The sequence below is a fragment of the Pseudomonas sp. C8002 genome, assembly GCF_013385765.1.
Taxonomy (GTDB): Bacteria; Pseudomonadota; Gammaproteobacteria; order Pseudomonadales; family Pseudomonadaceae; genus Aquipseudomonas.
This window is the reverse complement of record NZ_JACAPJ010000040.1, coordinates 13,516-26,198: the sequence shown is the minus strand read 5'-3', so window position 1 is coordinate 26,198 and position 12,683 is coordinate 13,516. Positions and strand designations below refer to the sequence as shown.

The following is a 12,683-nucleotide window of genomic DNA, read 5'->3' as shown; positions in this document are numbered from 1 at the left end:
TTCACCTTGTTGGGGACTATAACAATGCAGCACACACAACAAACCCGTCACCTGTACAGGGCCATCAGCCTGGGCGTCGCGCTGATGATCATCGACTCATCGGCCCAGGCGTTCGAGCTGTATGCCGATGACGACACTCAGGTCACCGGCAACTTCCTGGCGGTGTACGGGATGTTCAACAGCCGCAAGAACTACGACGGCACCACCGGCGGTTCCACCTGGCGCGAAGGTTTTATCAAGTATGGCTTGAGCGTCGACCAGCGCTTCGGCGCCCTGGGCAGCGTGTATGGCACGGCCAACCTGGTCAGCTCGGGCACCTGGGGTGATGGCGATGCGTCGGGCGTGACCACCGGCAGCGAGCGCACCACCAAGTTCGACGAAGCCTTCGCCGGCTGGCGCTCGGGGGAACTGTTTCCGGCACTGGGCAAGGAGGGTGTGGACCTGTCGTTCGGCCGCCAGGTCATCATGCTCGGCGACGGTTTCATCATCAACGATGACGGCCCGAACTTCGGCAAGGGCGTGGATGACGGCAAGTTCAACCGGGGCGGCGCCTACTACATCGCCGCCCGGCATGCCTTCGATCAAACCGCAGTGCTACGCCTGGGTGGCAAGCACGGCGTGCATGGCAGCGTAATGTGGATCAAGTCCGACAACCGCGCCCAGGCCAACACTGAAATGGCTGCCGGCACCCTGGACTACACCGCCGCGCCCGGCACCCTGGGGTTGACCTATATCCACGGCATCAGCGTCGACGACCGTTATGCCAATGACCTGCAAAAACAGCGCGCCGGGATGAACATCTACAGCCTGCGGGGCGCCGGTAATGCCGGGATCGAGAACGCGCACTTTTCCTTTGAATACGCCTGGCAGGACAAGGACGCCGGCCCGGAAAAGGCCTGGCACACCGAAGGCGGTTATACCTTCGCCGCGCTGCCGTGGTCGCCGGACCTGACCTACCGCTACAGCCGCTATTCGAAAAACTGGGATGCGATGTTTTCGGGCTTCAACCGTGGCTACGGCACCTGGGTGCAGGGCGAAGTGGCCGGCAATTATTCGGGGCCGTTCAATACCAACACCGAGGTGCAGCATGTGGCGTTGAAGGTCAAGCCGCTGGACAGCGTCACCCTGGGCGCGCTGTTCTTCGACTACAAGACGTTGAGCAAGGGCGGCATGCTCAACCTCGATGGGCGCGAACTGGACCTGTACGCGGAGTGGGCGGTGAACGAACACCTGATCGTCACGCCACTGCTGGGTTTGTACAAGCCCAACAAGGATGAGAGCAACGGCGGCAACCAGGTGGGTGGCAATGGCACCAATCTCTATAGCCAGGTCACCGTGGCCGTGCCGTTCTAACACAGATGCAATGAGCTACCGAGATCACATGTGGGAGCGGGCTTGCTCGCGAAAGCGGTGTGTCAGTCGCCAGATGTATTGGCTGACACTCCGCATTCGCGAGCAAGCCCGCTCCCACATTGAACCTGCTTCAGCCTTCGATAGAGGTGTTCGCCCTACGGTTGCCGCTCCTCGATCCGCGCATACGCCCCCTGGTGATAAAGCAACGGCGCACGACCAAAATCATCGAAAGCCACCACCTTGCCAATCATGATCCAGTGATCGCCACCATCCACCTGCTGGTACTTCTCGCAGTGAAACCGCGCCGAGCAATCAGCGAAGACCGGCGAACCGCCCTCTCCGGGCTCGAATTCGATTTCGGCAAAGCGATCGTCCCTGGGCCGGGCGAAGTTGTTCGACAGGTGGATCTGGTCGGCCGCCAGCACGTTGACCGCAAAATGGCTGGCCTGCTCGAACACCTCGTGGCTGTTGGAGCGCTTGTCGATGCTCCACAGCACCAGCGGCGGGTCCAGGGACACCGAGTTGAAGCTGTTGGCGGTGACACCCACTTTGCGCCCGCTGGCATCAGCGGCGGTGACCACCGTGACACCGGTGGCAAAGTTGCCCAGGGCCCGGCGAAAGGCCCGTGGGTCGAAACTGTTATCAGACATGCAAGACTCCCGGACTGCATCAACGCGCAGTCCTGATGGTTGTGATGGCCGGGGCGGCGTCAAATCATGCTCGGATCAGGCTCGAGCCCCATCAGCTCACGCCCCAGGATCTGCGCGCACACGTCGTAATCGGTGTACGCATGGGCGCCGGTCATATGGGAATCGCGGAACAGACGCTGCATCTCGTTGTGCTCGAACCACGCATTGCCACCGGCGGCCTCGAACAAGCGGTCCACCGCCTGGATGCACATCTTGGTGGCGTACGCCTGGTTGGTACGCCAGAACGCCAGGGTCTCGCGGCTCGGGTAACGGTGCTGTTCGCTGTGTTCGGCGTGTTCCTGCCAGGTCTTTTCCAGGAACGCCCGGGCGGCGGCCACCTGGTGTGTCGACTCGGCCAGGCGCATCAACGCCGGAGTCGCCGCCCCCACTGCCGCGCCGGTGTAGGCACGTACGCGGGTCCTGGTTTTTTCGCGGAATACTTCGAGCATGCGCTCGGCCACGCCCAGGCTCACGGTGGAGAAACCGCTGGCGAAATACGGGCGGTACGGCGAGTAGAAAATCTTGCTGTCGGGGTACAGACCGAAGCCGGCGGACTTGCCTTCCATCATGTCCTTGGCTTTCTGGATGCGGTGTTCTGGCACCCGCACGTTGTCGATGATCAGGGTCTTGGTGCCGCTGCCTTTCATGCCGGCGGCGAACCAGTCATCGCGAATCTGATAGTCGCTGCGCGGCAGTACCGCGAAGCAATAGTCCTGGGTGCCCTCGGCGTTTTTACGGCGGAAACCGACAATCGCCCACTCGGCATGATCGCAACCGCTGCTCCAGCCCATTTCACCGCTGAACAGCACACCGCCCTCAACTTCTTCAGTGCGGCCAAACGGCGCGATGCTGCTGCTGGCGGTGGCATTCGGGTTATCGCCCCAGACTTCCTGCTGCAACTTGGCGGGAAACAACGCCAGTTGATGGCTGTGGGTGCACAACAGGCTCATGGCCCAGGCGGTGCTGGCACAGGCGCCGGCCAGCAACGCGATGCAGTCGGCAAACTGCGGCAGGGAGATCTCCATGCCGCCGAAGGGTCTGGGTTGAAAGGCACGGTGCATGCCGATGCTCTTGAGCAGCGCAATGTTCTCGTCGGGAACCTTGCGGTCCTGCTCGGCCTGGAAGGCGTTGGCAGCGATGGTCGGCAGAATCGCCTTGAGATCTTCGAGGAGCGGGTTTGGCTTTTTCATGGACGGCCCTGCTTATTATTGGATGTCCGGCTGGCGTTCAAACTCAACGAACGGCGCTGGATGTGGGGCCAGTATGGAGCGGGCGACACCCCCGGAAAATGCACCTTCCACAGCCAAGATTGCACTTTCCACAGGCCTGGCAGCCACAGACATATCGCCCGGCAGGCACAGACAAGCCTGGCCCGGCGGCGCTGGTTACCCTCGGGCTTTTGCGAGCAGGAAAATCCCATGAGCGATATTGCGCTGCTGCCTGAAGTCCAGGCCTTCCTCCGTCGAAGCCATGCCTTGTTTATCGACGGCGGGTACGTCCAAAGCCATTCCGGCCAGGCTCTGGAAGTGATCAACCCGGCCACCGGCGAGGTGATCGCCCAGGTTGCCGATGCGGACCTGGCCGATATCGACACAGCGGTGGAATCGTCCCGGCGTGGCTTCCGGCAATGGTCCCAGGTCGCCTCTGCCATTCGCGGCAATGTGCTGCTGAAACTCGCCGACCTGCTGGAGCAACACCGCGAAGCACTGGCGCAGATCGAAACCTGCCAGTCGGGCAAGATCATCCAGATTTCCCGGGCCTTCGAGGTCGATCAGGCGGCGCACTTCCTGCGTTACTACGCCGGCTGGGCCACCAAGATCAGCGGCCAGACCCTTACCCCGTCACTGCCCTCCTTCGCCGGCGAACGCTACACCGCGTTTACCCTGCGCGAACCGGTGGGCGTGGTGGTGGGCATCGTGCCGTGGAATTTCTCGACCATGATCGCCATCTGGAAACTCGCCTCGGCGCTGGTGACCGGCTGCAGTATCATCATCAAGCCCAGCGAGTTCACCCCGCTGACCATCCTGCGCATCGCCGAACTGGCCATCGACGCCGGCCTGCCGGCGGGCGTGCTGAACGTGTTGACCGGTGGCGGCCACGTGGGCAAAGGCCTGGTGGAGCACCCGGGCACCGACAAGGTCTCGTTTACCGGCTCGGTGCCCACCGGCATCGCCGTGGGCCGCAGTGCCATGGGCGCCGGGTTGACCCGGGCGACCCTGGAACTGGGCGGCAAAAACTCCGCCGGGTTCCTGCGGGATGTGGACCTCGACAAAGCGGTCAACGGCATCATCGAAGCCGGCTTCCTGCACTCCGGGCAAATCTGCGCGGCCGCCGAACGCTTCTTCGCCCACCGCTCGCAGATCGAGCCGATCATGGACAAACTGGCGCAACGCCTGGGCCGGTTGAACATCGGCTCGCCGCTGGACGAGCGCACCGAATTCGGCCCGGTGACCAACCGCCAGCACCAACAGAAACTCGAATGGTTTTTCGCCAAGGCCCGGGCCGAGAACAATACGATTGTCCACGGCGGCAAGCTGATCGACGGACCGGGGTGCTATGTGGAGCCCACCGTGATTCTCGCCAACACGATCCACGACACCCTGCTCAACGAAGAGACCTTCGGCCCGATCGCCACGTTTTTCCCCTACGACACCGAGGATGAGCTGCTGGAACTGATGAACAATACGCCTTACGGCCTGAGCGCCAGCCTCTGGACCAATGATCTGAGCAAGGCCCTGCGCATGGTGCCGGCGATCAACGCGGGGACGGTGTGGGTGAACATGCACACGATGCTCGACCCGGCGGTGCCGTTTGGCGGCAACAAGTCTTCGGGGGTGGGACGGGAGTTTGGCGGGGCGTTCATCGAGGATTACACCGAGCTCAAGTCGGTGATGATTCGCTACTGATAAACCGGGCGACCGATCGTTCCCACGCTCCGCGTGGGAATGCATACCGTGACGCTCCGCGTCACCACTGCGCAAGGCTTCCATTGTGCATTGCCAGCGGGACGCGGAGCGTCCGAGGCGGCATTCCCACGCAGAGCGTGGGAACGATCAGCGTGGGAGTGATCGCGAGCCTGCTGACAAACCCGCTCTCCTGACCAACCGCTCCCACACTGGATTTATGTTGCCAGTTGGATTTCGGATGTGATCAGGCCACCGGACACTCCCGGTTCAGCGCCTCATCCACCAACAACTGCGCCATCTCCACCAATTGCACCACTGCCAACACTTGCTTGCGGCTGGCCCCATCAAGATGCTCGGCACAGTCATAGGCGCTGACAGCCGCCGATTCAAGAATCTCGCTGGCATTACACAAGGCGACTTCGGTGCTGAGGCCGGCACGTACGGAGAATAGTTTGTTGGAGGACGGAGGCGAAGCGGCAGGTTCTGAATTGAGGTCGTAGTGCTTGAATGCGCGCTGGGCAGCATCGTGGAATTTCTGGTCGCTCAAGTAATGCGGCGGGTTGGGCGAGACCTTTTTCATGGTGAAGCTCCTCTATGAGTAAGCACCTCCACGCTCGCTACCACACGATTAAGGAGGCGACTGTACACGGGGTGGTAGACCGGTCATAGAAACCCGGCAGGCCGAAGCCTCCCATGCACAGCCGCCACAAAGCAGCCCGCACAAAAAAACGCCCTTGAGCGTTTTGGGATCTATGAAATAGCCGGGCTACCACACCCGTTCGCTGAATTGGCAGCGACCCGCGAAGGTTAGCGGCGAGAAGGTCTGGAAGCAACCTGAAATCTATGTGGGAACGGTCTGCGTAGGAACGGGCGATACCGCTGCCGGCGTATGCCCATTGTTGATCGTTCCCACGCTCTGCGTGGGAATGCATACCGTGACGCTCCGCGTCACCATGGCGCGAGGCGTCAATGCGGCGGTGCCAGCGGGACGCGGAGCGTCCGAGGCGGCATTCCCACGCAGAGCGTGGGAACGATCATCTGCACCTGGTCCCCTGAGGCTGCATATACCCGCCATAAATGGGCAGGCCGGTAGCCGGTAACATCCTGGTAATGCGCTAAATACCTGTACAATTTTATTATTTTGTACAAGTATCAGCAGTATCAAGCCCTCTCGGGGAGAACCGCAATGACCCGTCTATTGGTTTCGCTGGCCCTGGTGTTGGGCCTGAGCAGTTGTGGCAGCGTGGATGTAAAACACTATGCCGACCAGCAACCGCAACTGGACCTGGTGAGCTTCTTCAGCAAGCCCGTCAAGGCCTGGGGCATCTTCGAGAAACGCTCGGGTGAAGTGGCCAAGCGTTTCGAGGTGAATATCGCCAGCCGCCGCGAGGGTGAAAACCTGATTCTCGATGAGCGCTTTCTATACAGCGATGGTACTCGCCAGCAACGTGTCTGGACCCTCACCCCGGACGGCCCCACCCACTGGCGCGGACGGGCCGGTGATGTGGTGGGCGAGGCCAGGGGCGAAGTGGCGGGCAACGCACTGCGCTGGCGCTACGTCCTGAACCTGCCGGTTGATGGATCCGTCTACGAAGTGAGCCTCGACGATTGGATGTACCTGATGGACGAAGACACGTTGATCAACCGCTCCAGCATGTCCAAGTTGGGTGTGGAAGTCGGCCAGGTGACGTTGTTCTTCCGTCGCCAGTCTTCACAACCCTGACCGGTAAGGAGTGAACCATGAACCTGCAAGCCCTGACCAAACTGGCCACCCAAGGCGCTGTACGCGAAATGGAACTGCTGTCGCTGGAAGGTGGTTTCTATCTGGCGCGCGTAACGCTGGACCACGGCCAGTTCACGCTGCTGGACGAGTCGGCGAAGCCCATGCACTTTCGCTCCGTCAATCACCTGCGTGACGTGTTGCAGGCAGTCCCTGCGTTTCCCTGCACCCTCGTGCATCAGTGCGTGCATGACGAAATGTGCGGCCGGCGAGAAGGCGCTATCGAGCCACTGCGAACGCCATTTTCCCTGGAAGCGCCGTGGTGACCAAGGCAGTTCGAAACCTGTGCCTGGTGCTGGGCGACCAGTTGTCGTTTGACCTGGCCTCATTGGATGGGCTGGACAGCCAGCGCGATGCGGTCTTGATGGTCGAGGTCATGGAGGAAGCCAGCCATGTGCCCCACCATCCGCAAAAAATCGTCCTGGTCTTCAGCGCCATGCGCCATTTTGCCCAGGCGTTGCAGCAGCGTGGCGTGCGGGTGCAGTACGTCACCCTGGACGATCCGCAAAACACCGGCTCGGTGCCCGGCGAGTTAAGGCGCTGGCAATCGCTGATGCAACCCCGGGAAATACACCTGACCGAATGCGGTGACTGGCGTCTGGAGCAATCCCTGAAGGACTGCGGTTTGCCGATCCAGTGGCATGCCGACCACCGATTCCTGTGCAGCCGTGACGCGTTCGCCGCTTGGGCCAGCGGTAAAAAACAGCTGCGCATGGAGTTCTTCTACCGGGAGATGCGCCGCAAGAGTGGGCTCTTGCTCAACGGTGACGGTACGCCGGTGGGCGGCGCCTGGAACTTTGATGCGGACAACCGCAAGGCATTGCCCAAGGGCACCAAGGCGCCCTACCCGGCGCGCTTCAGCTCGGACTCGATCACCCAGGACGTGCTGGCGCTGGTAGGTAAACACTTCAGCAGCCACTACGGTTCCCTCGACACCTTCGATTACCCCGTGACCCACGCCGACGCGCAGGCCCTCTGGAACTACTTTCTGGACTATGGCCTGGCGGGTTTCGGCGACTACCAGGACGCCATGGCCAGCGACGAGCCGTTCCTGTTTCACGCCCGTATCAGCGCAGCGCTGAACATCGGCCTGCTGGACCTGCGCCAGCTGTGCAGCGATGTGGAGGCGGCCTATTGGTCGGGCAGCATCGGGCTGAACGCTGGCGAAGGGTTTATCCGCCAACTGATTGGCTGGCGTGAGTACGTACGCGGCGTGTACTGGCTGAAGATGCCCGACTATGCCGCCGGCAATGCATTCGGCAACAGCCGCCCGCTGCCGGAGTTCTACTGGACGGGCGAGACGCAAATGAACTGCATGCGCCAGGCGATCGGCCAAAGCCTGAAACATGCCTATGCCCATCACATCCAGCGGCTGATGGTCACCGGCAATTTCGCCCTGCTGGCCGGCATCGTGCCCAGCCAGATATGCGAGTGGTACCTGGCGATCTACATGGACGCGTTCGACTGGGTCGAGCTGCCCAACACCCTGGGCATGGTGATGCATGCCGATGGCGGTTACCTGGGTTCCAAGCCTTATTGCGCGAGCGGCCAATATATAAAGCGCATGTCGGACTACTGCCGAGGCTGTGCCTACAAAGTCACGGAAAGTACCGCTGACAATGCCTGCCCGTTCAATGCGCTTTATTGGCACTTCCTGATGCGCCACGGCGACCTGCTGCGGGGCAATCAGCGCATGGCCATGCTCTATAAAAATCTCGACCGGATGCCTGAATCCAAGCAGGACGCGCTGTGGGAACGGGGCCAGAGGCTGCTGGCGAAGCTGGATGCGGGCGAGTCACTTTGAGCGGGCGACTTGGTGTTTGCCGGCACGCTGACCGAGCAGCATCAATCCACCTCCCGTCAGCAGCAAGCCCGCCGCGATAACGATATAGCCGCCGTACACATCCACACCTTGCACGAGGTTGAGCGTCTGGGAACACACCAGGGTGCCGGTCAGCGAGGCAATGGCCAGCACCGGCGTCACGGTCGCGGAGACTCGGCCCATATAGCCTGCCGGCACGGCCTCTTGCAGCATAGGCCCCTGCACCATGGCAAACACCGAAAAGCACAGCCCGCAGCAGAACATCAGCCCCCAGGCCAGGTAAAACGGCGGATGCAACGCATAGCCCAGGTAGCTCAGCCCCAGGCACAACAGCGCCACGGTGAACGCGCGTCGAATGCTCAAGACCTTCAACAGCGGCCGAACGAGAAAGGCCGCCACCAGCCCGCCGACGGGGAATGCGGCGAGTACCAGGCCATATTCACGCGGGCTCAGGCCCAACGTTTTGAAGGCATACAACGACAGGACGACGTTGTTGATACCGAGGGAAAAGCCATATAACGCCACGCCGGTCAGCAGGGTTCGAATCGACGGGTGCCCCCAGGAAAACCGCAGGCCGGCCAAGAGTCCACGCCAGAATGAGGCGCGCTCTGCGGGCAATGCAGCCCCCAAATCTCGGGTGGCCAGGATACATAGCGCTGAACAGCTGAACGCCAGCACATTGATCAGCAACGCCCAGATCGGCCCCACCCACACAAACAGCGCCGGGCCCACGGAGGCGGAAAGCACCGAAATGCCCGTGAGGGAAAACATCGTCTTGGCCGACGCTTCCACCCGCCGCTCAGCGGGAATGATCACTTGCATGACCGCCTGCCGGGACGGGTTGAAGAACTGCGCGGCGCTGCTGTTCATCACCAGCAACAGCAGCACGCCGGCGAACACTTGCATCTGATCGAGGCCGGACAGCGAATAGATCAGGATAAAGATCAGGAAGTTGATCACCCGGATAGCGTCTGCGCTGATCATCACGTAGAGCGGGGTCAGGCGGTCGACCCAGGCACCCGCCAATGGCGCCACCAGCACCCGCGGGATCGCCGAGGCCGCCACCGCCAGGCCCACGGCACTGGGTAGAAAGGCGCTGTCACGGAACAGATCGGTCACCAGCCAGACGATGATCGTGCTCTCCAGCACATACTCGCCGAAGGACGAGAGCGCCTGGCCCAGCCATAAAAGTGAAAAATTGCGGCTGATGAAAAAACCGGCAAACCGGCTTTGCCCTTGATTCGTCCTGAACACCATCCCTTCCCTGTGCGAAACGCTGTGAAATTTTCCGGCCGCTGCGAATTGTTGTGAAGCCGGTGATAAATGGCCAATTGCCCATGCTAACGTCGGCTTCGATGTCATCCAATTCATTGAGGGAGCAGCGCCGATGTCTACTACCGTAACACCCGCCGGTGGCGGACCGACCACTCAAAAAGCCTCGACGTCGGTATTCGACGACAAGTTGAATATTTCCAAGTCGAGCAAGGTGATCGCCGATTACATGCGCCAGTCGGGCAAGTCGGCCATTACCAAGCAAGAGCTTTCACAGTTGGCCAGCAATGCCTCGGGCAAGGTGCCCGCCGATGTGAGCGCTGCGGCCCAGTACATGGAGCGCCATCCCGACGTGTTCACCGCGATCGAAACCCATGATGTGGCCGGTGCCGATAACTTTTCCGGGGTGTGGAACTTCGACTGGGCAGCCAACGGTGGGCTCAACGGCACGGCGACCGATGCCATCGCCAAGATGCAGGACACCTTTGATTTCGCGATCGCCAAGTCGGCGCAGATCACCGAGATCAGCACCGGCAAAAAGGCCGAGCTGGACTCGACCAAACAGCGGCCGCAGAACTAAATTTCCAGCTGCTACAAAAATCCAGTGTGGGAGCTGGCTTGCCTGCGATGCAGGCACCTCGGTGCTTCAGGTACACCGAGGTGATGCCATCGCAGCCTCGCTAAAGCTCGACAGCTCCCACAAGGATTTCCTTTGTTTGTTAGAGCGCCGGCCTGCGGTCAGAAGTGAAACGCCACCCCCGTGGTCACGTTGAACGCATCCCCCACATAGAAGTTGGCCGAGTCCTGGCCCTTGGCGTCGTACGCGGTGTTGGTGGCCGTGGCATAGCGCTTGTTGGTCAGGTTGCGTGCATCGACGAACACTTCCCACTTCTTGCTCGGGGCCTCGTAGCCCACCTTGGCCCCCCACAACGTATACGACGGCGCACTCAGGGAGTTGGCAAAGTCGACGTAATAACTGGACGCCGCCCGGGCGTTGAGCTGCGCGTAGAAACCGCTGCCTTGGCGATATTCCAGCTCGGCCTGGTAGACCTGGCGCGGCAGGCCCGGCAGCTGGTTGTCGCCGAACACCGCATCGTTGCGGTAGTGGAAGTCGTTGAAGGTATAGGCCTGGCGCAGGGTCACGGTGTCGCCATTGCCGCCGTCCCACAGTTGCGCATTCAAGCCGGCTTCGATGCCCTGGTGAATGGTCGCGCTGCCGTTGGAGGTAGCCACCAATTGGTCCTGGGTGGCCGTCGCCTGGCGTACCACTACCGACAGCAGTTCTTTCTGCACCCACGAGCGGTAGACCGTCAGGCTGCCGTCAAAAATACCGTGGCCGCCGCGAATACCGAACTCCACGGTGTTGGCTTTTTGCGGCCGCACATCACGGATGTACGGCGTGCCGGTGCTGCCCAGCTGCCAGGTGACCGGTGGATCCACCGAGCGGCTGACGTTGCCGAACACTTCGAATTCCGGAGTCAACTGATAGCGCAGGCCAATGCGCGGGGCGACGTCGGTCTCGTCGTATTCAACGCCACTGGGGAACGCGCTGGTATTGGTGGCGGTGCTGTATTCGATCTGCGCCTTGCGCTTGATATCAATCAATGACAACCCGGTGGACAGCCACGTGCGGTCATTCAGTTGCAGTTCGTTGCCGAGGGAAAACACCGTGTCCCGCGAGCCGGTGTAGTTGGTCTTCTGCTGGGTGATGCCGGTGGCCTTGCTGTGGGATTTCACATCGGCCAGGTACGCCAGCGTATTGCTGAAGGTCACGCTGCTGTCGCTGCGCAGGCCGAAGAAGGTGTCGGCGGTGCGCAGGTAGCGCAAGGTCAGGTTGACGTCCTGGGAGCGCCATTCCTGTGGTGTTGGCGAATAGCGCCAGCCGTTGTCCAGCGGGTAATCGTTGTAGCCCAGGCCGACTTCGAGCTTGGCATTGTCGTCGAAGGTGTAGGTGGTGGTGCTGCCCAGCAGGGTCGAGCCGTCCTTCTTGCGCCCGATGGGCACGAGGTTGCTCGTGGGGTCATGCTTGAGCTGGTATTTGGTCAGGGTGTTGCCCTGGCTGAGGGTTTCTTCCTTGTAGCGAATGTAGAAGCGCGTCTCCAGTTGCGGGCTGAACACGTGGCCGAAGTTGGCAACGATCCCCTGCCCCTTGTTCGGTGTGTTGTCCTGGTAACCGTCACGCTCGTTGTGCTGGATGCTGACGTAATAGTCATTGTCGCCGTCCACGCCGCCGGTGCTCAGTTGCTCCTTGCGATAGCCGAAGCTGCCGGCTTCGAAACGCGCGTAGTTGCCCGGATCGGTGCGGCCGGTCTTGCTCACGAAGTTGATCGCGCCGCCCAGGGACAAGGCCGAATAACGGAAGGCGTTGGCGCCGTAGAGCACCTCGGTGTGGTCCACGGAAGCCATGTCCAGCATGTCTTCCTGGGTGCCGCCCGGGCCGGTCAACGGCAGGCCGTCATAGAGGAATTTGATCCCCAGCACATAGCCTTGATAGAAGGTGTTGAGGCCCGAACCGCGGATCGAAATCTTGTTCGCGCCCGAGCCGCTGGTGGCCTGGGCGAATACGCCCGGCTGCAACGCCAGCACGTCCTCGGCGTTCGCCGCGCGGCCCTGTTCGATCTTGCGGTTGTCGATCACTGCGGTTTTGCCGGGCACCTTGGACAGTTGCTTCTCGGCCTTTTGCGCTTCGGTGGCTTCGGCACCGGTGACCACTACCGTGGCCAGGGTCGGGTCCGCCTGGGCGGCAAAGGCCGCGCCGTGTATCAACATCAACAGCACGCCAAGGCTGGACGCGGTGGCCAGTGACTCAAAACGACGAGCGCGAGGTTCAAACAGTTGCCGCATGAATTAAATACTCCTGG

The 12,683-nt window shown here is 61.4% G+C and carries 10 protein-coding genes and 1 pseudogene; 6 read left to right on the top strand and 5 right to left on the bottom strand.

The window, feature by feature from the left end; all coding sequences use genetic code 11:
- Positions 1 to 24: 24 nt before the first annotated feature.
- A complete protein-coding gene (locus HX814_RS29725; protein WP_177009902.1) occupies positions 25 to 1,353 on the top strand; it encodes a hypothetical protein in 1,329 nt (442 codons plus the stop codon).
- Between the two features lie 173 nt (positions 1,354 to 1,526).
- Here HX814_RS29725 and HX814_RS29720 read toward each other — a convergent pair.
- Both HX814_RS29720 and HX814_RS29715 read right to left on the bottom strand, forming a co-directional pair.
- Positions 1,527 to 2,003: pseudogene (locus tag HX814_RS29720) on the bottom strand (flavin reductase family protein); the annotation flags it as partial.
- A gap of 59 nt (positions 2,004 to 2,062) precedes the next feature.
- Positions 2,063 to 3,232 (bottom strand): p-hydroxyphenylacetate 3-hydroxylase oxygenase component, encoded by a 1,170-nt coding sequence (locus tag HX814_RS29715; RefSeq protein WP_177009901.1) that lies wholly within the window; start codon positions 3,230 to 3,232, stop codon positions 2,063 to 2,065.
- Positions 3,233 to 3,460: 228 nt separating this feature from the next.
- Here HX814_RS29715 and HX814_RS29710 point away from each other — a divergent pair, with 228 nt between their 5' ends.
- A complete protein-coding gene (locus tag HX814_RS29710; protein WP_177009900.1) occupies positions 3,461 to 4,948 on the top strand; it encodes an aldehyde dehydrogenase family protein in 1,488 nt (495 codons plus the stop codon).
- A 244-nt stretch (positions 4,949 to 5,192) separates the two neighbouring features.
- On the opposite strand, the gene HX814_RS29705 is transcribed toward HX814_RS29710, so the two are convergent.
- On the bottom strand, positions 5,193 to 5,528 hold the full coding sequence (locus tag HX814_RS29705) for a DUF6124 family protein (RefSeq protein WP_003219885.1): 336 nt from the start codon (positions 5,526 to 5,528) through the stop codon (positions 5,193 to 5,195).
- A gap of 606 nt (positions 5,529 to 6,134) precedes the next feature.
- Between HX814_RS29705 and HX814_RS29700 the strand changes: the two genes are divergently transcribed.
- The 3 genes from HX814_RS29700 to HX814_RS29690 are packed head-to-tail and all read left to right on the top strand — an operon-like array spanning position 6,135 to position 8,532.
- Positions 6,135 to 6,671, top strand: coding sequence for a DUF3833 domain-containing protein (locus HX814_RS29700; RefSeq protein WP_177009899.1), 537 nt, complete (start codon positions 6,135 to 6,137; stop codon positions 6,669 to 6,671).
- Between the two features lie 17 nt (positions 6,672 to 6,688).
- Entirely contained in the window at positions 6,689 to 6,994 is a 306-nt protein-coding gene (locus HX814_RS29695; RefSeq protein WP_134326164.1) for a DUF6482 family protein, read from the top strand.
- On the top strand, positions 6,991 to 8,532 hold the full coding sequence (locus HX814_RS29690) for a cryptochrome/photolyase family protein (protein ID WP_177009898.1): 1,542 nt from the start codon (positions 6,991 to 6,993) through the stop codon (positions 8,530 to 8,532). The genes HX814_RS29695 and HX814_RS29690 overlap by 4 nt, the downstream gene beginning before the upstream one ends.
- Here HX814_RS29690 and HX814_RS29685 read toward each other — a convergent pair.
- Complete coding sequence (locus HX814_RS29685) at positions 8,524 to 9,804, bottom strand: MFS transporter (RefSeq protein WP_173406087.1); 1,281 nt, start codon at positions 9,802 to 9,804, stop codon at positions 8,524 to 8,526. The two genes, HX814_RS29690 and HX814_RS29685, sit on opposite strands and share 9 nt — an antisense overlap.
- A gap of 133 nt (positions 9,805 to 9,937) precedes the next feature.
- Between HX814_RS29685 and HX814_RS29680 the strand changes: the two genes are divergently transcribed.
- On the top strand, positions 9,938 to 10,402 hold the full coding sequence (locus HX814_RS29680) for a hypothetical protein (protein WP_008431185.1): 465 nt from the start codon (positions 9,938 to 9,940) through the stop codon (positions 10,400 to 10,402).
- 158 nt (positions 10,403 to 10,560) lie between these two features.
- Here the strand turns inward: HX814_RS29680 and HX814_RS29675 are convergent, their stop codons facing one another.
- Positions 10,561 to 12,666, bottom strand: a complete 2,106-nt coding sequence (locus HX814_RS29675; RefSeq protein WP_003219873.1) for a TonB-dependent receptor domain-containing protein — start codon at positions 12,664 to 12,666, stop codon at positions 10,561 to 10,563.
- Positions 12,667 to 12,683 lie beyond the last annotated feature (17 nt).

Coding starts and splice junctions, on each gene's coding strand:
- HX814_RS29725 (WP_177009902.1), top strand. CDS start 25: ATGCAGCACACACAACAAACCCGTCACCTGTACAGGGCCATCAGCCTG.
- HX814_RS29715 (WP_177009901.1), bottom strand. CDS start 3,232: ATGAAAAAGCCAAACCCGCTCCTCGAAGATCTCAAGGCGATTCTGCCG.
- HX814_RS29710 (WP_177009900.1), top strand. CDS start 3,461: ATGAGCGATATTGCGCTGCTGCCTGAAGTCCAGGCCTTCCTCCGTCGA.
- HX814_RS29705 (WP_003219885.1), bottom strand. CDS start 5,528: ATGAAAAAGGTCTCGCCCAACCCGCCGCATTACTTGAGCGACCAGAAA.
- HX814_RS29700 (WP_177009899.1), top strand. CDS start 6,135: ATGACCCGTCTATTGGTTTCGCTGGCCCTGGTGTTGGGCCTGAGCAGT.
- HX814_RS29695 (WP_134326164.1), top strand. CDS start 6,689: ATGAACCTGCAAGCCCTGACCAAACTGGCCACCCAAGGCGCTGTACGC.
- HX814_RS29680 (WP_008431185.1), top strand. CDS start 9,938: ATGTCTACTACCGTAACACCCGCCGGTGGCGGACCGACCACTCAAAAA.
- HX814_RS29675 (WP_003219873.1), bottom strand. CDS start 12,666: ATGCGGCAACTGTTTGAACCTCGCGCTCGTCGTTTTGAGTCACTGGCC.